The organism is Rhodoferax sp., from assembly GCF_028714215.1.
Taxonomy (GTDB): Bacteria; Pseudomonadota; Gammaproteobacteria; order Burkholderiales; family Burkholderiaceae_C; genus Rhodoferax.
This window is the reverse complement of record NZ_JAQTMS010000058.1, coordinates 1-19622: the sequence shown is the minus strand read 5'-3', so window position 1 is coordinate 19622 and position 19622 is coordinate 1. Positions and strand designations below refer to the sequence as shown.

Below are 19622 nucleotides of genomic sequence, written 5' to 3'. Positions count from 1 at the left end.
GTTTTTGCGGCTGCCGCCGTTGCCAGCAGCCGCAAAACGACGCACAATAAAACATGCGGCCGAAATTTCTGTTGCTGGACAGGGTGCCATGAGCACGGAGGGTATCAACCCTTTGCTGGTCGTCTATGCCGGCATCGTCTGCACCTTGTTGTCGGGCGCCGTTTCCTTGTTGGCGCTGCGCCGGCACCCGGATTTTCTGCATTTCGGCTCCTTCCTGTTTCTTTTCTTTTCCGGCCTGGCCAGCATCGTCGCCGGTGGCTGGACCGTGCTGGCCAATCTGACCGTTACCGACCACTTCCCGCTGGGTTTGCCCTGGCTGGCTTGGCATCTGCGGATCGATCCCTTGTCGGGCTTTTTTCTGCTGCTGCTGGGCACCCTGGTGCTGGCTATTTCGCTCTACGGCCCCAGCTACACGCGCGAATTCGGGCGCGGCACGGCGCCGCAGCCGCTGCCGCCGTTGGGCATTTTTACGGCGCTGTTCGTCCTGGGCATGCAGATGCTGCTGCTGGCCGACGATGCCCTGGTGTTCATGATCTTCTGGGAAATGATGTCGCTGTGCGGCTATTTTCTGGTGACTTATCAGCACCAGCATGCGGCCAACCGCCAGGCCGCTTTTCTCTACCTGTTGCTGGCCCATGTCGGCGCGCTGGTGATCCTGCTGTCCTTCGGCGTGCTGGCGGCTTTTGGCGAGGGGCTGACCTTCGACCAGATGCGCGCCGCCCAGCTGTCGCCGCTGTGGGCCACGATCGCCTTTGCCGGAGCCTTCATCGGTTTCGGCACCAAGGCCGGCATGGTGCCGTTTCACGTCTGGCTGCCGGACGCGCATCCGGTGGCGCCGTCGCACATCTCGGCCCTGATGAGCGGCGCCATGATCAAGATGGGCATCTACGGCATCGTGCGGCTGAGCTACGACCTGATCGGCAACGTGCGCTGGGAGTGGGGCGTGGTGGTGCTGATCATTGGCACCGCCTCGTCCCTGCTGGGCGTGCTGTACGCCCTGATGCAGCACGATCTGAAACGCCTGCTGGCCTATCACTCGATCGAGAACATCGGCATCATCCTCATGGGCCTGGGCTTGTCGATGATTTTTTTCGGCAGCGGGCACCCCATGCTGGGCACGCTGGGGCTGGTGGCGGCGCTGTACCACACGCTCAACCACGCCTTGTTCAAGGGCTTGCTGTTTCTCGGTGCCGGTGCCGTGCTGTACCGCACCCATGCGCATGACCTGGATCACATGGGCGGCTTGATTCACCGCATGCCGGTGACCGCTTTCCTGTTCCTGGTCGGCTGCGTCGCGATCTCGGCACTGCCGCCGTTCAACGGTTTTGTCTCGGAGTGGCTGACGTTCCAGACCGCTTTGCAGGCGCCGGCGCTGAGCAACGGCTTGTTGCGCACCATGATCCCGATCGCGGCGGCGCTGCTGGCGCTGACCGGGGCCTTGGCGGCGGCCTGCTTCGTCAAGGCCTTCGGCATTGGGTTCCTTGGGAAGGCGCGCACCCGTCGCGTGGCGCGGGCGCGCGAGGTGCCCATCGGCATGCTGGGCGGCATGGGGCTGCTGGCGACGCTGTGCCTGCTACTGGGCGTGTTCCCCAGCACGGTAATCGAGGCGATGGCGCCGATCACGCAACTGCTGGTGCACCAGGCCTTGCCGTCGACCGCCGCCCAGAGCTGGTTGTGGCTGACCCCCATTTCGCCGCGCGTCGCTTCCTACTCGGCGCCTTTTGTATTGGCCGCCATCGTCGTGGTGTTGGGCCTGGGCTATCTGTTCCTCAAGCGCGGTGCCGTTCCGGCACGCAAGGTTGACGCCTGGGACTGCGGCTTCGGTCAGCTCAACCAGCGTATGCAGTACACCTCGACCGCCTTCAGCCAGCCGATCCGGCGCGTTTTCAGCGGCGTATGGAAAGTCGAGGAGCAGATCGACAGCCTGGCCAGCGCCGGCCCGATTCCGCGCCTTACCAGCCTGCATTACAGCTTGCACACGCAGGACTGGTCGTGGCTCAAGTGCTATCTCCCGATCGGGCGCCTGGTGCTGGCGGCGGCCAATCGCATCGGCTTCATCCAGACCGGCAACATTCACACCTACCTGAAATTTTCCTTCGCCACGCTGCTGGTATTCCTATGGATCGTCAGTTGACCGCCTGGGCCCTTGCCGCGACGCAGGCGCTGCTGTTCATCGCCGCGGCGCCGCTGCTGGCCGGCTGGTTGCAGCGCGTCAAGTGCCATATGCAGAACCGCGCCGCGCCGGCGGTCTGGCAACCTTACCGCAACCTGGCCAAGCTGCTGGGCAAAAAAATGGTGCTGGCCGAGAACGCTTCCTGGCTGTTTCGCGCCGTTCCCTACATCGTCTTCGGCGCCATGCTGCTGGCCGCCGCCGTGGTGCCGCTGATCGCCGTGCGGCTACCGACGGCGGCGATTGCCGACGTCATCGTGCTGGTCGGTTTTTTTGCACTGGCGCGTTTTTTCACCGCGCTGGCCGGCCTCGACATCGGCACCGCTTTCGGCGGCATGGGCGCCTCGCGCGAGATGATGGTCTCGGCGCTGGCCGAGCCGGCCATGCTGATGGCGGTGTTCACGCTGGCCATGACGGCCAGCACCACCGACCTGTCGGTGGCAACCGAGTACATCCTGCAAGCCGGCCTGGTGTTGCGGCCTTCGTTCCTGTTCGCGCTGCTGGCGCTGGCCATGGTGGCGGTGGCCGAGACCAGCCGCATCCCGGTCGACAATCCGGCCACCCATCTGGAACTCACCATGTTGCACGAGGCCATGATCCTCGAGTACAGCGGGCGCCACCTGGCGCTGATCGAGTGGGCCTCGCAAATCAAGCTGATGATCTACTCGGTGCTGATCGTCGATTTCTTTTTTCCCTGGGGCATTGCCACCGATTTCGGCGCCACGGCGCTGGCGCTGGGACTTGTGGCGGTGGCGGCCAAACTGATGCTGCTGGCCGTTCTGCTGGCGGTGTGGGAGAGCTTGCTGGCCAAGATGCGGCTGTTTCGGGCGCCCCAGTTTCTCGGCTTTGCGCTGATGCTCTCGCTGCTGGCGATGCTGACCCACGTGGTGCTGGAGACGGGAGACTAGATGGGCATCGCCTCCCTGGGTCTCTACAGCCAGGCGATTGTCCTGTTCGCGGCGCTGGCCTTGCTGACCTCTTTCATCATGCTGGCGCAGACCCGCATGATGCCGCTGATCTTTACCTTTGCCTGGCAAGGTCTGCTGCTGACGGTGGTCTCGGTGCTGGTCGCCATCGCCTCCGACCATCCGCAACTCCATATTTCTGCGGCCATCACTTTTTGCCTGAAGGTGGTCGTGATCCCCTGGTTGCTCTACCGCCTCAGCGCCAAGCTCAACATGCAATACGACGCCGAGGTGATTGCGCACCCGACGCTGCTGCTGCTGGGCGGCGTGGCGCTGGTGATCTTCAGCTACCACGTGTCGCAGTCGATCATTCATTTGTCCGGCCTGGCGACCCGCAACACGATTGCCGTCAGCGTCGCGATCGAACTGCTGGGCATGCTGCTGATGTGCGTGCGCAAGTCGGCGGTGGCGCAGGTGATCGGTTTCATGTCGATGGAGAGCGGCATCTTCTTTGCCGCCGTGGTGTCGACCTACGGCATGCCGCTGATCGTCGAACTGGGCCTGGCCTTCGACATCCTGGTGGCCTCCATCCTGTTCGGCGTCTTTTTCTTCCACCTGCGCGATTCGTTCGGCTCGCTCAACGTGGGCCAGTTCAACCGCTTGTCGGAAGCCAATCAGCAGATGCCGGTGGCCGAGGCAGCCGACGCGCCGGCCGAGGGGGAGGCGTCGTGACCTTGCTGGAGGCCACACTGCTGTCGCCGCTGCTGGGCGGCTTGCTGCTGGCGATCATCGGCCACCGTCCGGTTGCCGGCTGGATCAACGTGGCGGTGGGCGTCGTGACCTTCGGCGCCGCGCTGGCGATGGCGCTGCAAGTCTTCGAGCACGGACCGCAACTCTCCAGCGGCCGCATGTTCTACATCGACGCCTTCAATGTCTACCTGGTGGTTCTGACCGCCTTCGTCGGCTTGACCACCTCCATCTTTTCACGCCCCTACATGCGCCATGAAGTCGAGCGCGGGCGCGTCACGGACCGGCGCCTGCGGCTCTACCATTCGATGTACCAGTGCTTTCTGTTTGCCATGCTGCTGGCGCTGTCGACCAACAACCTGGGCGTCTTGTGGGTGGCGATGGAATTGGCCACCCTGACCACTGTGCTGCTGGTGTCCCTGTACCGGACGCCGGAGGCGATCGAGGCGGCCTGGAAGTATTTCATCCTCTGCGGCGTCGGCATCGCCCAGGCTTTGTTCGGCACCGTGCTGATCTATTTCGCCGCCGAAAACAAGCTGGGTGGCGACCGCGACGACACGCTGCTGTGGACCGTGCTGCACAGCTCGGCGGCTGGCATGGACCCGGCGGTGATCACGCTGGCCTTCGTCTTCCTGCTGGTCGGCTACGGCACCAAGGTCGGCTTGGTGCCGCTGCACAACTGGCTGCCCGATGCGCACTCCGAAGGCCCGACACCGATGTCGGCGGTGCTGTCCGGCTTGCTGCTCAACGTTGCCCTGTACGCCCTGGTGCGCGTCAAGATGCTGGTCGACGCCTCGCTGCATACCAACCTGGCCGGCCAGTTGATGATGGGCTTCGGCCTGCTGTCGTTCACCGTTGCCGGTCTGTTCCTGCACCGCCAGCACGACGTCAAGCGCATGTTCAGCTATTCCTCGATCGAGCACATGGGGCTGATCACCTTCGGCTTCGGCATGGGCGGCGCGCTGGCCACTTTTGCCGCGCTGCTGCACATGACCGTGCACTCGCTCACCAAGTCGGCCATCTTCATTACCGTGGGCCATGCCTGCCAGTTGGCCGGGACGCAGCGCATCGACCAGATCCGCGGCCTGATACGCACGCAGCCGGCGATCGGCTGGGGCTTGCTGATAGGCACCGTGGCGATTGCCGGCTTTCCGCCGTTCGGGGTTTTTATCAGCGAGTTTCTGCTGCTGATGGCGACCATGAAGGCCTGGCCCTGGTTGACCATTCCGTTGCTGGTCGGCTTCGGTGTCGCGTTTGCCGGACTGGCGCGCCATGTGCAGAGAATGGTCTTCGGCGAGCCGCCGCCGGGCCAGCGGCCGGTCGAGGCCAACATGCTGCCGGTGGTGCTGCATCTGCTGCTGGTGTTGTGGCTGGGCTTGTCGATCCCGGTGTTTCTCTCAAGCTGGTTCGAGCAGGCCACCTTGCTGATTTCGGGCGCTTCACCGCTATGACCTCGCAGCAATACTTTGCTCCGCTGCTGCGCCGCCTGGCGGAACTGGGTGTGCGCGTCGATACGCTGGCAGCGCCAGGTCTGGCGCCGGCGCAACTGGTCCAGCTGAAAGCTGCGGACTGGGGGCGCCTCGGCCAGCAGGCCAGGGACTGGGGCTGCCGCTGGGTTGCCGGCTGGGGTGAAGATCCCGGCCTGGATGCCGGCGAGTCGCTGCGCATCAATACCTGTTTCGAGAAAGCCGGTCGCTATCTGCTGGGGCGCACTGTGCTGCCGCGTGAGCTTGCCACTGTGCCATCGCACACGCCGTATTTCCCGGCGGCGGACCGACCCGAGCGCCATACCCAGGACTTGTTGGGCGTGACCTTTTCCCTGCACCCGGATGTGCGCCGCTGGACCCGCCATCAGGCCTGGAAAGAGGATGAGTTTCCGCTGCGCCGGGATTTCCCGGCAGCCGGTCGGTCGGCGGGGCCGACGCCGGCCGATCACCCATACCGCTTTCTGCTGGCGCAGGGCAGCGGCGTCTATGAAATACCGGTCGGGCCGGTGCACGCCGGCATCATCGAGCCGGGGCATTTTCGCTTTCAGGCGGTGGGCGAGACCGTGCTCAGGCTGGAAGAGCGCCTGGGCTACACCCACAAAGGCATCGAAAAGATGGCCGAGGGCCGCGACGCCGAGGGCCTGGCGCGCCTCGCCGCGCGTGTCTCGGGTGATTCCACTGTCGCCCACGGCTGGGCTGCCTGCATGGCGATGGAGCGGGCCGCCGGCCTGCCAGTGCCGCCGCGTGCCCTCTGGCTGCGCGCCTTGATGTGCGAGCGCGAGCGCGTCGCCAATCACGTCGGCGACATCGGCGCCATGCTCAACGACATCGCCTTCGCTTTCGGTTTCTACCAGTTCGCGCGGCTGCGCGAAGAGTGGCAGCGGGTCTCGTACGCCGCCTTCGGACACCGCTTCATGATGGACTGCATCGTCCCCGGCGGGGTCGCGCTGGACCTGCAGGAACACTTCATCGTGACGCTGCGCGATGAGGCCCGGGCGCTGCGCCAACAGATCGCCGAGCTGATGACCATCATCAACGATCTGCCGTCGGTGGCCGACCGGGTGCGCGGCACCGGCGTGCTCAAGCCTGACCATGCCAGGGCGCTGGGCTGCCTGGGCTATGTCGGGCGCGCCTCGGGTGTCGATTTCGATGTGCGGCGTGACGCCCCTTACCCGCCTTACGACAGCCTGAGTGTTACCGTGCCGCTGCATCACTATGGCGACGTCAATGCCCGGGCGCGCACCCGGCTGGAGGAAATCACGGCTTCGTTCGATCTGATCGAAGCGCTGCTGGCCGGCTTGCCGGACGGACCGGTCCGCACCGAATGGCGGCCTCCGGCGGACGGTGCCGAGGGCCTGGGTCTGATCGAGGGCTGGCGCGGCGAGATCATGAGCTATGTGCGTTTCGGCGCCGCCGGCCGGGTCGCGCGCTTCTTTCCGCGCGACCCCTCCTGGACCACCTGGCCGGCGCTGGAACTGCTGATACACGACAACATCGTCCCCGACTTCCCGGTCTGCAACAAGTCGGTCAATGGTTCCTACTCCGGCCACGATTTGTAAGAGCACTTCACCATGCTGCGCATCCTCGCCAAAATCCAGCGCATCGGTATCGTCACCGAGCCGCTGCCTCGGCTCAATGAGCCGGCGCTGAGCGAAATCGGCGAGCAGTTGAAGGAGCGCATCGGCGAGTTGTTCGGCGGCAGTCTGGCCATCCGCGAAGTGGACGCCGGTTCCTGCAACGGCTGCGAACTCGAAATCCAGGCGCTGAACAACCCTTACTACAGCATCGAGCGCTTCGGCGTGCATTTTGTCGCCAGCCCGCGCCATGCCGACATGCTGCTGGTCACCGGCCCGGTCTCGCGCCACATGGAAGAGGCGCTGCGCCGCACCCTGGCCGCCACGCCTGAACCCAGGCTGGTGATTGCGGTCGGTGCCTGCGGCGCCGATGGCGGCGAGTTCGGCACCAGCTACGCCTCCAGCGGCGCGGTGGCCAACGTGATCCCGGTCGACGCCGTCATCCGCGGCTGCCCGCCGACCCCGCTGGACCTGCTGCGCGGCATCCTGGAAGCGGTGCAGCGCCGCGCCTGAGCGCACCAGCGCAGGGGGATGCTGCGAACTACATTTGCGTACCAAGTTTTACCGACAGCGGATCGCCCCCGGCACTTACTTCGCTTCTGGGCCGGAACGAAATCGTCTGCAAGACCGGGTCAAAAGTCATGGGCTGTCCGCTGTACGGGTCGCGCAGGCTGGCATCGACGCTGGTGAGGAAGGAGCCCACCTTGTCGCCCGGCAAGTGCGCCGCCGCGATTTGCCGTTGCAGTTCCACAAGTCGGGTGTAGCCCGCCAGGTCATGCAGCTTATGGCTGTGGTAAAGCAGTGCCGAACCTTGATAGGACATCAGTATCTTGCCGACCGGGTTGTACAACCACAGGCGAGGGTCCAGGGAACTGACTTCATAGGTTTTGAAAAATGCGTCGGCGCGCGACTCGATTTGGGTCGCGCTTTGCGCGTAAAAATTGCCGCTTTCGGTCAGCCGTGAAAAACTCAGATTGAGGGTGGCGTTGGACCTGACGAAGAGCCGGAGGGCAAGTTCTTCGACCCACCGGGGTAGTTCGTGGTCCAGCCCGCTTTGCCGCCCCTGTTTCGAGTCTTGCACCATGTTTTCTAAAAGGAGTGCGCCGTAACGAAACTCGCCGCTCAAGACACGCCTGAGGTCGGTGTCCGCCAGCGTCAGCGGCATCGTCATTTGGGCCACCAGTTCGCGGTTCTGATGGGCGATGGCCGGGTACTCGGTGAGCAATTCCGACAGCAGCCGGTACTTGTTGCGCAGCAGCACGGTAATGATGGTGCGGTCGATCAAAAAATCGGCCTCGCGCCCGATGCGGCGCCACAGGGCGATCTCTGCCTGCAACTCCGCCAGGGCTGCGGCGCGCCGCTCGGGCTGTTCCATGTCGAAGGCAATGGAAGCATCGACCAGTTCGGATAAAGCCAACACCGTCTGCCAGCTGAGCAGGGGCGCGGCCGGGGAGGGCGTCATCGTTTGTTCGAAGTGCGGATAGTTGCGCAAGGCGCGGTAGCGCTGGACATAGACGTCCTGAGCCCAGCGCTGGGCATCGAGTTCGCTGCGATGCGCTCGCAGTGCCGTCAGGCAATGCGCAGTCTTGCGGCCCGAGTCGCAGTAAAGACCGGAGGGGATGCGGCCCTGGTAGGGTTTGGCGCCATAGAAGGAAGCAGGGTCAAACTGCACCCTCTGGCCTTTCTCGCGAAACGTCGCCAGTTGAGCGGCTACCACTTGGCGCCCGACCTGAAAAGGGTCCAGCTCGGGTGAAGCCGGTAAACCCCATAGCAGGTAGAACGCATTCTGGTCCGGTGGCACGCTGGGTGGCGCCGCCAGAATTTTCCGGGCCTCGGGATGCAGTGTCTCATCCGGCAACAGAAACCAGCAGGCCAGCAGCAACACCAAGAGCCCAAGGGCCGCGACAAGCAGCCACTTGAGGGCCTTGCGCGCGGCAAGAAACATGTTTTTCATGGCAACGGAAACCTCCCTGCCAGGTCAACTCGGGATGCCCAGCAGGTCCAGTATGCCGCAAATGAAAGTCAGGGGATGCGCCGGGCAGCCGGGCACGTACAGCGTCGGTTTGACCCGTTCCAGAAAGCTGCGCTCCAGCGCCGACGCACCTTCGAACGGGCTGCCCGAGATGGCGCAGGCGCCCACCGCGATCACCAGCTTGGGTTCCGGCATGGCGTCCCAGCACAGTTGCAGCGCCTGGCACATGTTGCGCGTGATCGGGCCGGTCAGCACCAGGCCGTCGGCATGGCGCGGCGAGGCCACGATGTCGATGCCGTAGCGCCCGATGTCGAAGTTGACGTTGGACAGCGCATTCACTTCCAGCTCGCAGCCGTTGCAGCCGCCGGCCGAAACGGACCTTAGTTTGAGCGAGCGGCCGAAACGTTGGTACAGGGCCTTTGATACCTGGACCGGATCGGGTGCCGGCCGCCCGGCGCTCAGCAGCAGCGCGGCGCGCTCCGTGCCGGCCAGCTTGAAGTCATTGCTAAACGAAAACTTGTGGCTGGGGCAGGCCGGCTCGCAGTCGCCGCACAGGACGCAGCGACCGAGATCGATCTGCACCGGGTCAAGCGTGATGGCCTTGGTCGGACAGACGTCCAGGCAGGTATCGCAGCCGACCGCGCAGGCTGTCGCACCGATGACCGGTTTGCCGCGCAGCCCGACCGGATTGGCCTCGCGCGGATCCTTGATGTACTGGGTTCCTTGCGAGACCCTGACCTTGATTGATTTCAGCACCGTTGTGTCCTTAGGGCTTGTTCATGAATAAGCTGTGCATTTGGCCGCAAGATTTGGGATGCAATGCTAGGCGCAAAGCGTGCCGTGCAGCTCTGCTGCACAAGCGATTTGTAACGACGCAGTGCGCCCAAAACTGGCGAGCCAAATGTGCATGTTATTTGTGAACAAGCCCTTATAGATCGTTGCCGCAGTAGGAAAGATCGAAGCTCTTGTTGCAGATGGGAAAGTCCGATATCTCGTTGTCGCGCACCGCCAGCGCCAGACCGAACCAGTTTTGCAGCGACGGGTCCTGCACCTTGTAATGCAGCAGTTGGCCGTGGGCGCCGGTCTCCAGCGCTTGCACCACCGGACCGCGAAAACCCTCCGTCACGCTGACGCACAAGCGCTCCGCGCCCAGCGGGCCGGCCAGCATGGGCTGGGCGCTGGCGAGCTTGAGTTCGGGCCCTTGCAGCACTTTTTGCAGCCAGCGCAGCGACTCTTCGATCTCCCGCATGCGAATCTTCATACGGGCCCAGCAGTCGCCGCTGTCCTCGGTGATCAGCGTCACCGGATGCCTGGCGTAAAGCCGCCCGGGCAGACTGGCCCGGGTGTCGAACGCGACGCCGCTGGCGCGCCCCACCGGCCCGCTCAGACCGATCTCCCGCGCCGCCTTCTGGCTGACGACACCAGCGCCCCGGAACCGGGACTGCACGCTGCGGGCGCTCAGCATCAAGTCGTTGACTTCCGTGAAATCCCTGGCAAAAGCGGCCAGGGTGGCCAGCAGGTCCTGCTGCAATTCTTCGTTGATGGCGCAGCGCACGCCGCCCGGGCGCAGCCAGCCGCGGCCAAAACGGCTGCCGCAGGCCCGCATGGAGGCGTTGATGATGGCGGTGCGCAGACGCCCGTAGCTGGCGCCGCCTTGCAGGAAGGCGATGTCGGTGGCCAGCCCGGTCAAGGTGCCCAGGTGCATGGCGATGCGCTCCAGCTCCAGCGCGACACCGCGCACCTGCTCCACGCCCACGCCGGCCGGTGCATCGGACAGCGCTTCCACGGCAGCGCAGTAACCCCAGGCATAAGCGATGCTGCTGTCGCCGACGATGGTTTCGACCAGCGACGCGAGCGCCAGCGGCGGGCGCTGCAACAGCAAGGCCTCCACCGCACGGTGCTGGTAACCGAGCTGGATTTCCAGATGCTGCACCTTCTCGCCATGGCACATGAAGCGGAAATGCCCCGGCTCGATGACGCTGGCGTGGATCGGTCCGACGCCCACTTCGTGCACCTCCGGTCCGCGCACCGTGAAGAACGGGTACTCGTTCATGCGCTGCTGGCGCTCTCCCTCGAAGCGCACCGGTTTCAGCCAGGGATGTCCCGTGGGGGTGAGCCCGGTCTGCTCCCACAGCTCGCGCTCGAACATCTGCACGGCCGGGTACTGGACAGTCAGCGAGGGGAAGGATTCCGAGCGCTGACCACAACCGCGCAGCACGCGCAAGTTGCCGTCCTGGTCCTGCAATACGGCGGTGGTCAGCACTTGGTCGCCCTCGGTGACGCGCCCAAACAGCGTCAGCAGGCGTTGGCCGGCCTCCAGTTTCAGCGCGCAGCGGCGCGCCCATACGTCTAGCGCTTGCGGCGGAATTTCCCGCGTCGGCAACATGATCAGCGGCAGGCCTTGCATCATTGGCCTCCGATCGACTGGGCCACCTGAATCAGCAACTGGCTCAGGGCCGTCGGCGTGTAGACGCCCAGCATCAGCAGAATGAAGACAAAACCCAGCTTGGGCAGTGCCGTCACCCAGGTTTCCTGCAAGGCCGGGCCCTGCCGGTTGGAAGAGCCCCACAGCATCGGAAAGATGGAGCGGCCGGTGGCGACGAAGATGATGGTCAGCATGGTGCACATCAGGGTGAATGCGATCAGGTTGCCCGATTGCACGATGCCCGAGAGGATCAGCATTTCAGCCAGAAAACTGCCGAACGGCGGGAAGCCCAGCAGCGCGAAGATGCCCACCGCGAACATCAGGCCCGAGAACGGCAGCACCCGGATGACGCCGCTGAGCGACTTGATTTCATTGCTGCCGTAAACCGCGCGCAAGCGCCCCGCCGTCAGGAATAGCAGCGACTTGACGAAGGCGTTGCTGACGATGTAGAGCAGCACGCCGTAAGCGGCCGACTTGCCGACCGACAGGCCGATGGCGATGACGCCCGACGAGCTGACGCAGGCGTAGGCCACCAGACGCTTGTAGCTGCGCGCCGCCATCACCTGCACGGCGGCCACCAGCAGCGACAGGCAGCCCATGAACAGCAGTTCGTGCGACACGAAACCGGCGTTCTGGCCGCGGAATATGTGCAGGATGCGAAACACCGCCACCACGCTGATGTTGAACTGGATGGCGGCCAGCAGCGCGCTGGTGCTGGTGGGTGCGGCCTCGTAGGTTTCGGGCATCCAGTTGTACAGCGGCGCCAGGCCCAGCTTGCTGCCCAGGCCGAACAGCATCAGCGCCAGCCCCAGGCGCTGCCAACTGTCGCCGGCCAGCGGCACCGAGCGCGCGATCTCGTCGAAGGCGAAGTTCATCTCGAAGCCGTGCAACTGGGCGGAGCGCGTCAGGCACATGATGCCCAGGAAAGTCAGCGCCAGCGAGATGCTGGAATACAGCAGGTAGTTCCAGGCTACGCGGCGCGGCTCCCGGGCATCGCCTTGCGCCACCAGCGGCGCCGCGCACAAGGTGGTGAACTCAATGAAGGCCCACAGCAGCAGCAGGTTGTTGGCCATCACGCCCAGGTTCATCGCCAGCATGAAGGCCAGCGTCAGGCCGGCGCGCGGCAGCATGTTGTCGGCCAGGATTCGGGAGGTCTTGACGCGCGAGGACATGTAGACGCTGATGCCCAGGAAAACGCTGTTGATGACCAGCAGGAACAGCATGGAGGTGGCGTCCAGCACGAAGTAGCGCTGCGCGAAGTAGCGCGGCATCTCGGACAGCGGCGTCTGCACGAAGACGCCGCTCCAGAGCAGCAGGGTCAGCAGGGCGACCACCACCAACGCCGGCCCCACCCACAGGCGCTGCGTCGGCGCCACCGCCTGGTCGTGGGTCAATACCAAGTCAGCCTGACTCATGTCTGGTCCTCCACGGCCACTGTGTCGCGCGTGGCGATCAGCCAGCTGCCGACCCCCGCGGTGAGCAGATAGATGGCGCTCAGGGCGCCGTGCACCGGCAACGGCCAGGGCTCGGGAAAAGTCGATTCAAACAAGGCGATGGCGTTTTCCAGCACCAGCATGGCGACCAATTGGGACGGTGGCGAGTTGTTGTTGGACAGCAGCAGCAAGGCCACCGCCACCGTGGCGCCGACCACGCCCAGCGTCAGGGCCTGGCGGTCGCTCATGCTGGGGGCACCGAACTTGAAGGCCAGCACGATCAGCGTGATGGCGATGACCCAGGCAAACAGATTGGACGGCATCAGGTCCAGATTGGGCTCGGCCCGCTGGTCGATCGCGCGGCGCAGCAGGATGGGCGCGATGGCGGCGCGCAACACCAGCAGCTCCAGGAAGGCGATGGCCGAATGCAGCGACAGCTCGCCGTGATGGGCCAGGCCGTTCCAGCCCAGCGCCAGGGCCTGGATGACCAGCCAGACTGGTGCCGAACGGATCTTGCTGAAGAAGATCGGTACCACCACCGCCACCAGAAAAATGATCAAGGGCACAGTCATCAGAACCTCACCAGCCAGCCGGCGGCGCCCAGGCACAGGGCCGCCAGCAAAGATGTCAACATCAGATAGGGCGGCACCAGCCGCATGCGCAAACGGGCCGTCAGCGATTCGACGCAGCCCACCGCCACTGCCACCAGGCCCATGATCAGCAGCGCGGTGAGCACACAGGCCAGCGGCGCCGTGGCGGCATCGAAGGGATTGAGCAGCGCCGCAATCAGACCGGCATAAGTGGTCATCTTGAGCGCCCCCGCATACTGCATGGCAGCCAGCTCGGGACCGCTGTGGTCCAGGATCATGACCTCGTGGATCATGGTCAGCTCCAGGTGCGTCAGCGGGTCGTCCACCGGCACCCGCGCCGCCTCGGCCTGCAACAGGATGAACAGCACCAGTACGGCCGGCAGCGCCAGCCAGGCAAAGGCATCGCTGTGGTGCAGATGGCCGATCAGCGCGCCAAAACTGCTGTCGCCGGTGGCCACCGTGGCGGCACCGATCAGCAGGAACAAGGCGGGCTCGATGAAGGCGGTAAAGGAGGCCTCGCGCGCCGCCCCCATGCCCTCGAACGAACTACCCACATCCAGCGCCGAGAGCATCAGGAAGATGCGCGCCAGGCCCAGGGTGTAGGCGAACAGGATGAAGTCGTAGTTGAACTGCAGCGGCGCCAGGCTACCGAGGATGGGCGCGATCATGGCCGCCAGCAGGCTGGCCGCCAGCACCACCCAGGCGCCGGCGCGAAACATTGGCGTGGCGACCGTGCTGTAGACCGGACGCTTGCGCAGCAGACGCGCCAGATCCCAGCCCGATTGCAACAGGCCCGGCCCCTTGCGGCCGGCCCACAGCGACTTGGTGCGGTTGACCAGGCCGACCAGCAGGATCGGCATCACCAGCACCGCCAGCAGGTGGATCAGTTGCAGCAGCGACTTCATTGCAGCGGCCCTCCGGTCAGCACCACCAGCGCGGCAATCATGACAATGGCCACCAGGGCGGCGGCGAAGGCGATGCGCGTGTCGTCTTCGCGCAGCTTGCCGGACAGGCTCTCGGCCGAGGCGTCGCCGTTGCTGATGACCGAAAAGATGCGCCGCTCCACCGCATCGACGCAATCGGTGATGACGTAGCTGTCGGTCGGGAAGTAACCGGCCGGCGCTTTCTGCCGGCGCAGCATCACCATGACGCCGCGAAAGCGCTTGCTGAAGTCCCAGGAGAAGCTCGATCCGGTGTACTGCATGCGCGGACTCGGCGCGCCATAGCCGCAGCCCCAGGTGACATGGCTGGCGGCGGGTTTGGGCCTGAGCACCGAGCGCAGCCACCAGACCAAGCCGATGGCGAGCGCCAGCGCGCCCGAGATCAGGCCGATGCGGCCCAGGGTGTCGCTGATCGGTTGCAGCACATTGCTGTTGGCCGCCGGCAGCAAGGCCAGTGCAATTTCGGTCGGGCCCTGCACCAGCATGAAACCCAGCACCGGCATGACGCCCAGCGCCACCACGCCCAGCGAATGCAGCCCCATGGGCAGCAACATCCAGCGGCTGACCTCGCTGGGTGCATGCACGCTGGCGTCACGCGGCGCGCCCAGAAAGACGACGCCGAAAGCGCGCGTGATGCTGAGCGCCGAGACGGCGCCGACAAAAGCCAGCAGGGCGGCGGCAGCGCACAAGGCCACCTTGGCCCAGACGCCGCTGGCAGCGCCATTGAACAAGCCCGAATAGATCACGAACTCGCTGGTGAAACCGTTGAGCGGCGGCAGCGCCGAGATCGCCACGCCGCCCAGCAGAAAACTGATGGCGGTCCAGGGCATCAGGCGCGCCAGGCCGCCCAGGCGCTCGACGTCGACGGTGTGCGTGGCCTGGTAGACGGCGCCGGCGGCGTAGAACAACTGGCACTTGAAGAAGGCGTGGTTGAGCAAGTGCATCAGGCCGCCGGCAAAGCCCAGCGCCACCAGCGCCGGCTGGCCCCAGCTCAGGCCCAGGCAGCCGACGCCGATGCCGATGCCGGCAATGCCCACGTTCTCGGTCGAAGAGTAGCCCAGCAAGCGCTTCAGGTCGCGCTGGCCCACCGTGTAGAGGGCGCCCACCAGCGCCGACAGGGCGGAGAAGCCGATCAGGAACCAGCCCATCCATTCATCCGGCTTGCCGATCAGGAACATGAAGCGGATCAGCGCGTACAGGCCGGCCTTGTGGATGACGCCCGACATCAGCGCCGAGACGTGCGCCGGCGCGGCAGCATGGGCGCGCGGCAGCCAGGAATGGAATGGGAAGAAGGCCGACTTGAGCCCGAAACTGGCCACCAGCAGCATGAACACCAGGTTGCGCTCGGAGCCGGCATGGTCGCTCAGCCAGTGGCCGAAACTGACCAGGTCCCAGGAGGCCGAACGCGCGTACAAAATCATGAACGCAGCCACCAGAAAGATCAGCCCCAGGTGCGTCGACACCAGGTAGTTGAAACCGGCGAAGCGCACTTTCTGGTTGGTGAAGTCCCAGATCACCAGCAGCCAGGCGGCCAGCGCGGCAATCTCCCAGCCCAGCAGAAAAACCAGCGCGTGCTGCGCCGTGTAGACCAGGATGAAAGACAGCGAGGTCAGGTTCAGCAGTGCGTAATGCACCCCCAGATGGCGCTTCGAGTCGAAGAAAGGCCGCATATAGCCCACCGCGTAAACGCTGCCCAGCAAGGTCATGGGCATGGCCCAGGCCAGGAAGAAGGCGCCCAGCGCGTCGAGCTGCATGCGCATCAGACCGACCGGGTAGGACCAGGCCAGTTCGCCCTGCAAGGGGCTGCCGCCGAACAGAACCGGCGCCACGGTGCGCCAGACCAGGGCCGTGGCGATCAGTTGCGACAGCACGCCGATGGCGGCGCGCGTGGTGTTGCGCAAGGGGAGCAAACAAAGGCCGGCCCCCAGCAGCAGGACCAGGATGGCGCTGATAAGTGCGTTCACTGAAATCTTGCCTTTCTAGCGCACCCGCATCCCTGGTTGCGCGCCGGCAGACGGCTCCAGCACGTAGATGCCGGGGTTGGCTTTTTCATCGGCGTGGCTGGCCGCCAGCACCATGCCTTCGCTGATGCCGAACTTCATCTTGCGCGGCGCCAGATTGGCCACCAGGACGGTCAGCTTGCCTATCAGTTGCTCGGGCTTGTAAGCGCTGGCGATGCCGCTGAAAACATTGCGTGTCTTTTCTTCACCGGCATCCAGCGTCAGGCGCAGCAGTTTGCTGGAGCCTTCCACCGCTTCGCAGTTGACGATTCTGGCGATGCGCAGGTCGATCTTGGCGAAGTCGTCGATGCCGATCGTGGGGGCGATCTCCTCGCCACCGGGAAGCAGCTTCTCGGGTTCCGGCGCGGCGGGCGCTTCGAACAAGGCTTCCAACTGCTTGATGTCGACGCGCTGCATCAGGTGTTTGTACTCGCCGATGCGGTGGCCCGTGCCCAGCGCCTGGCTGCCGCTGCCAAAGGCCAGCGGGGCGATGTTGAGGAAAGTCTCCACCTGCGCCGCCAGGGCCGGCAGCACCGGCTTGAGGTAGGCGGTGAGCACGGCGAAGGCTTCGATGCAGACGGTGCAGACATCGTGCAGGCGCGCTTCCATGCCCGTCTGCTTGGCCAGTTCCCAGGGTTTGTTGGCGTCCACGTAGCCGTTCACGCGGTCGGCCAGCAGCATGGTTTCGCGCAACGCCTTGGCGTATTCGCGGTCCTCGTACAGTTCCTCGATGCCGGTCTGCGCCGCGCGCAGCAGCGTCAGCAGCTCGGCGCCGTCGGCGGTGATGGCGCCCAGCTTGCCGTCGAAGCGCTTGGCAATGAAGCCAGCGGCGCGCGAGGCGATGTTGATGTACTTGCCGACCAGATCGGCGTTGACGCGCGCCATGAAGTCTTCCGGGCTGAACTCCACGTCTTCATTGCGGGCGTTCAGCTTGGCGGCGAGGTAGTAGCGCAGCCACTCGGGGTTCATGCCCAGGCTCAGGTATTTGAGCGGGTCCAGGCCGGTGCCGCGGCTCTTGCTCATCTTCTCGCTGTTGACCGTCAGGAAGCCGTGCACAAACACCGCGTTAGGCGTCTTGCGGCCGCTGAAATGCAGGGTGACGGGCCAGAACAAGGTGTGGAAAGTGATGATGTCCTTGCCGATGAAGTGGTACTGCTCGGTGGCCGGGTCGGCCATAAACTGGTCGTAGTCCACGCCGATCTTGCCCAGGTAGTTTTTCAGCGACGCCAGGTAGCCGATGGGCGCGTCCAGCCAGACGTAGAAGTACTTGCCCGGTGCGTCCGGAATCTCGATGCCGAAGTAGGGCGCGTCGCGGCTGATGTCCCAGTCGCCCAGGTCGCGCTTGCCGTTCTCGTCGGGCAGCAGCCACTCCTTGATCTTGTTGTAGACCTCGCTTTGCAGGTGGGCCCGGCCTTGTGCGTTGCTGCCCTGCGTCCATTTCTCCAGGAAGGCGACGCAGCGCGGGTCCGACAGTTTGAAGAAGTAGTGCTCCGAGTCGCGCAGCACCGGCGTTGCGCCGCTCAGGGCCGAATAGGGGTTCTTCAACTCGGTGGGGCTGTAGACCGCGCCGCACATCTCGCAGTTGTCGCCGTACTGGTCCTTGGCACCGCACTTGGGGCATTCGCCCTTGATGAAGCGGTCCGGCAGAAACATGTTCTTCTGCGGGTCGAAGAACTGCGCGATGACGCGGGTGGTAATCAGTTCGTTGGCCCGCAGGTCGCGGTAAATGGCTTGCGCCAGTTCATGGTTTTCGACGCCGTCGGTGGAATGCCAGTTGTCGAAGCCGATGTGAAAGCCGTCCAGATAAGGCTTGCGCCCGGCCGCGATGTCCGCCACGAACTGCTGTGGCGTCTTGCCGGCTTTTTCCGCCGCAATCATGATCGGCGCGCCGTGCGCGTCGTCGGCGCAGACAAAGTGCACCGTGTTGCCCATCATCCTCTGGTAGCGCACCCAGATATCGGCCTGGATGTACTCCATGATGTGGCCGATATGGAAATTGCCGTTGGCGTAGGGCAGGGCGGTGGTGACAAACAGTTGGCGTGGCATGGGGGGCTGCGTTTTTCGGCGAAAGGATAGATTTTAGTCGGCGCACCTTGGGTGGCCTGGTTGGCCGGGGTCAGGCAGCCCGCGTGGCGTCATTGATCGGTGCAGCTTGGCCGGTTTTCAGGCTATAGTGCCTGCAACGCAACACCTCGCGCACTGGGTCCGGCAGACGCCTGGATTGAGGAAGACAAGCGACGGGATTCACGGGAGTGAAAAAGATGGATGAGCTTACGGTATCAAGCCCTGTGGGGCTAGTGTCAAACGGGTCGCTGGGCGGGCGTCGGGCGATCGGTTGTTGGGTCTTATCCGGGCGGATAAACTGGGTTTGCCGGAATATCCGACGAGCTACGTCACGTTGTTAGGCCTCACCAAGTGCACCCATCCGACATCTCGAGCGATCCAGTCGATCCGAACCCGGCCATTCGTCGCTTCGCACACGCGTGGTCAGCTGGTCCGATCGGTTTGGCGAAACTTCTGCCAGAAGTGTCGGCCCTGCATACCAGTTGCTTGGCCAACGTCCAAGCCAAAGTTGAACGGGACGGCGGTCAGATCACCTACGGCTGGACCTTCCTGCTGCGCTTCGCACCAGACTTTGGCCACTATCTCGTAGCCACGCATCACGCCGTGTGGCACTCATCACGAGACATGAGTCTTGTGGACGTCACACCGTTTCACCCAGAGTCGCGGCATCAACCAATCACGCAACGCGGCGATACCCTTTTCCTCGTCGATCAATGCGCTCATCCGGCGCGCGTGGGGAACGTCGTCTCTCCACTACCGTCGCGCTTCTTTCCGGTGGACCCGGGGCCCGCTATTGATAGCTACCTCGTCGAGCTCGCTCGCAAAGAAGAGCAGGAGTGTCGGGACCATGTTGAGCGACTACTTCGCACTCAGGGCAGGGACGGTGACGCCTATAAGCCGATCGACACGGAAAGGCAGCTGCAGGAGGCGGTTTCGCCGCGAGTGTTGAGCTCCGGTCAGTTCCAACGTTGAGGCTGTGCAAGAACCCCTTTTGATGGAAAAACGTTTGTGAAACCAAAGATTCGACCTCTCAGATCGAGCCATATTCAACGAACTCACTTCGAACAAGAGGTCGAGTGCCACTGCTTTTGGGCCAGTGGTGCGGGTCTGATGGTTCTTGCACAGCCTCGTTATGTTTTCAGTAAAGCCTTCGCAACCCCCGTCGCCGTAAAGGAGTGCTGCGCTAATCTTACTGTGTCACAAACGTAGATGGAGATCGACTGAGCTGCAATGCGGGCAGTGCCCCAGAGAGATTGCGAGGGCGACGCCCAGTTGGAAGCGCAACGTTGTGATCGAGTTTGACACGTGACGCTG

15 protein-coding genes are annotated in these 19622 nt (G+C 64.3%); 7 read left to right on the top strand and 8 right to left on the bottom strand.

Going from position 1 to position 19622, the window contains the following annotated elements; translation table 11 throughout:
• Positions 1-88: 88 nt before the first annotated feature.
• From hyfB to PHS32_RS20045, 6 genes are read left to right on the top strand one after another with little or no spacing between them, the layout of a single operon-like run.
• Entirely contained in the window at positions 89-2134 is a 2046-nt protein-coding gene (gene hyfB / locus PHS32_RS20070; RefSeq protein ID WP_301080920.1) for a hydrogenase 4 subunit B, read from the top strand.
• Positions 2119-3078, top strand: a complete 960-nt coding sequence (locus tag PHS32_RS20065) for an NADH-quinone oxidoreductase subunit H (RefSeq protein WP_301080919.1) — start codon at positions 2119-2121, stop codon at positions 3076-3078. Before hyfB ends, PHS32_RS20065 begins: the two co-directional genes overlap by 16 nt.
• Positions 3079-3807 carry a formate hydrogenlyase gene (locus PHS32_RS20060; RefSeq protein WP_301080917.1) on the top strand — a complete coding sequence of 243 codons (729 nt, stop codon included), beginning with the start codon at positions 3079-3081 and terminating at the stop codon, positions 3805-3807. It abuts the gene before it with no gap.
• Positions 3804-5273, top strand: a complete 1470-nt coding sequence (locus PHS32_RS20055) for a hydrogenase 4 subunit F (protein ID WP_301080916.1) — start codon at positions 3804-3806, stop codon at positions 5271-5273. Before PHS32_RS20060 ends, PHS32_RS20055 begins: the two co-directional genes overlap by 4 nt.
• On the top strand, positions 5270-6868 hold the full coding sequence (locus PHS32_RS20050; RefSeq protein ID WP_301080915.1) for an NADH-quinone oxidoreductase subunit C: 1599 nt from the start codon (positions 5270-5272) through the stop codon (positions 6866-6868). Before PHS32_RS20055 ends, PHS32_RS20050 begins: the two co-directional genes overlap by 4 nt.
• Before the next feature lie 12 nt (positions 6869-6880).
• Positions 6881-7396: a formate hydrogenlyase gene (locus PHS32_RS20045; RefSeq protein ID WP_301080913.1), complete on the top strand. Its 516-nt coding sequence runs from the start codon at positions 6881-6883 to the stop codon at positions 7394-7396.
• Positions 7397-7424: 28 nt separating this feature from the next.
• On the opposite strand, the gene PHS32_RS20040 is transcribed toward PHS32_RS20045, so the two are convergent.
• From PHS32_RS20040 to metG, 8 genes are all read right to left on the bottom strand, one after another.
• Positions 7425-8837 (bottom strand): hypothetical protein, encoded by a 1413-nt coding sequence (locus PHS32_RS20040; protein ID WP_301080910.1) that lies wholly within the window; start codon positions 8835-8837, stop codon positions 7425-7427.
• A gap of 24 nt (positions 8838-8861) precedes the next feature.
• Positions 8862-9611: a 4Fe-4S dicluster domain-containing protein gene (locus tag PHS32_RS20035; protein WP_301080908.1), complete on the bottom strand. Its 750-nt coding sequence runs from the start codon at positions 9609-9611 to the stop codon at positions 8862-8864.
• Positions 9612-9783: 172 nt separating this feature from the next.
• Positions 9784-11265, bottom strand: coding sequence for an NADH-quinone oxidoreductase subunit C (locus PHS32_RS20030; protein ID WP_301080907.1), 1482 nt, complete (start codon positions 11263-11265; stop codon positions 9784-9786).
• Complete coding sequence (locus PHS32_RS20025) at positions 11262-12695, bottom strand: proton-conducting transporter membrane subunit (RefSeq protein WP_301080906.1); 1434 nt, start codon at positions 12693-12695, stop codon at positions 11262-11264. Before PHS32_RS20025 ends, PHS32_RS20030 begins: the two co-directional genes overlap by 4 nt.
• Positions 12692-13285 carry a hypothetical protein gene (locus PHS32_RS20020; protein ID WP_301080904.1) on the bottom strand — a complete coding sequence of 198 codons (594 nt, stop codon included), beginning with the start codon at positions 13283-13285 and terminating at the stop codon, positions 12692-12694. Before PHS32_RS20020 ends, PHS32_RS20025 begins: the two co-directional genes overlap by 4 nt.
• A complete protein-coding gene (locus PHS32_RS20015; protein WP_301080902.1) occupies positions 13285-14208 on the bottom strand; it encodes an NADH-quinone oxidoreductase subunit H in 924 nt (307 codons plus the stop codon). Before PHS32_RS20015 ends, PHS32_RS20020 begins: the two co-directional genes overlap by 1 nt.
• Positions 14205-16208 (bottom strand): proton-conducting transporter membrane subunit, encoded by a 2004-nt coding sequence (locus PHS32_RS20010; RefSeq protein WP_301080900.1) that lies wholly within the window; start codon positions 16206-16208, stop codon positions 14205-14207. The genes PHS32_RS20015 and PHS32_RS20010 overlap by 4 nt, the downstream gene beginning before the upstream one ends.
• A gap of 15 nt (positions 16209-16223) precedes the next feature.
• Positions 16224-18290 carry a methionine--tRNA ligase gene (metG, locus tag PHS32_RS20005; RefSeq protein ID WP_301080898.1) on the bottom strand — a complete coding sequence of 689 codons (2067 nt, stop codon included), beginning with the start codon at positions 18288-18290 and terminating at the stop codon, positions 16224-16226.
• A gap of 369 nt (positions 18291-18659) precedes the next feature.
• Here metG and PHS32_RS20000 point away from each other — a divergent pair, with 369 nt between their 5' ends.
• Positions 18660-19280 (top strand): hypothetical protein, encoded by a 621-nt coding sequence (locus tag PHS32_RS20000; RefSeq protein ID WP_301080897.1) that lies wholly within the window; start codon positions 18660-18662, stop codon positions 19278-19280.
• The last annotated feature ends 342 nt before the right edge of the window (positions 19281-19622 follow it).

What these genes read in the sequence shown, in the direction of transcription:
- hyfB (WP_301080920.1), top strand. Translation starts at nt 89, where the DNA reads ATGAGCACGGAGGGTATCAACCCTTTGCTGGTCGTCTATGCCGGCATC.
- PHS32_RS20060 (WP_301080917.1), top strand. Translation starts at nt 3,079, where the DNA reads ATGGGCATCGCCTCCCTGGGTCTCTACAGCCAGGCGATTGTCCTGTTC.
- PHS32_RS20015 (WP_301080902.1), bottom strand. Translation starts at nt 14,208, where the DNA reads ATGAAGTCGCTGCTGCAACTGATCCACCTGCTGGCGGTGCTGGTGATG.
- PHS32_RS20045 (WP_301080913.1), top strand. Translation starts at nt 6,881, where the DNA reads ATGCTGCGCATCCTCGCCAAAATCCAGCGCATCGGTATCGTCACCGAG.
- PHS32_RS20040 (WP_301080910.1), bottom strand. Translation starts at nt 8,837, where the DNA reads ATGAAAAACATGTTTCTTGCCGCGCGCAAGGCCCTCAAGTGGCTGCTT.
- PHS32_RS20030 (WP_301080907.1), bottom strand. Translation starts at nt 11,265, where the DNA reads ATGATGCAAGGCCTGCCGCTGATCATGTTGCCGACGCGGGAAATTCCG.
- PHS32_RS20065 (WP_301080919.1), top strand. Translation starts at nt 2,119, where the DNA reads ATGGATCGTCAGTTGACCGCCTGGGCCCTTGCCGCGACGCAGGCGCTG.
- PHS32_RS20050 (WP_301080915.1), top strand. Translation starts at nt 5,270, where the DNA reads ATGACCTCGCAGCAATACTTTGCTCCGCTGCTGCGCCGCCTGGCGGAA.
- metG (WP_301080898.1), bottom strand. Translation starts at nt 18,290, where the DNA reads ATGCCACGCCAACTGTTTGTCACCACCGCCCTGCCCTACGCCAACGGC.
- PHS32_RS20025 (WP_301080906.1), bottom strand. Translation starts at nt 12,695, where the DNA reads ATGAGTCAGGCTGACTTGGTATTGACCCACGACCAGGCGGTGGCGCCG.
- PHS32_RS20020 (WP_301080904.1), bottom strand. Translation starts at nt 13,285, where the DNA reads ATGACTGTGCCCTTGATCATTTTTCTGGTGGCGGTGGTGGTACCGATC.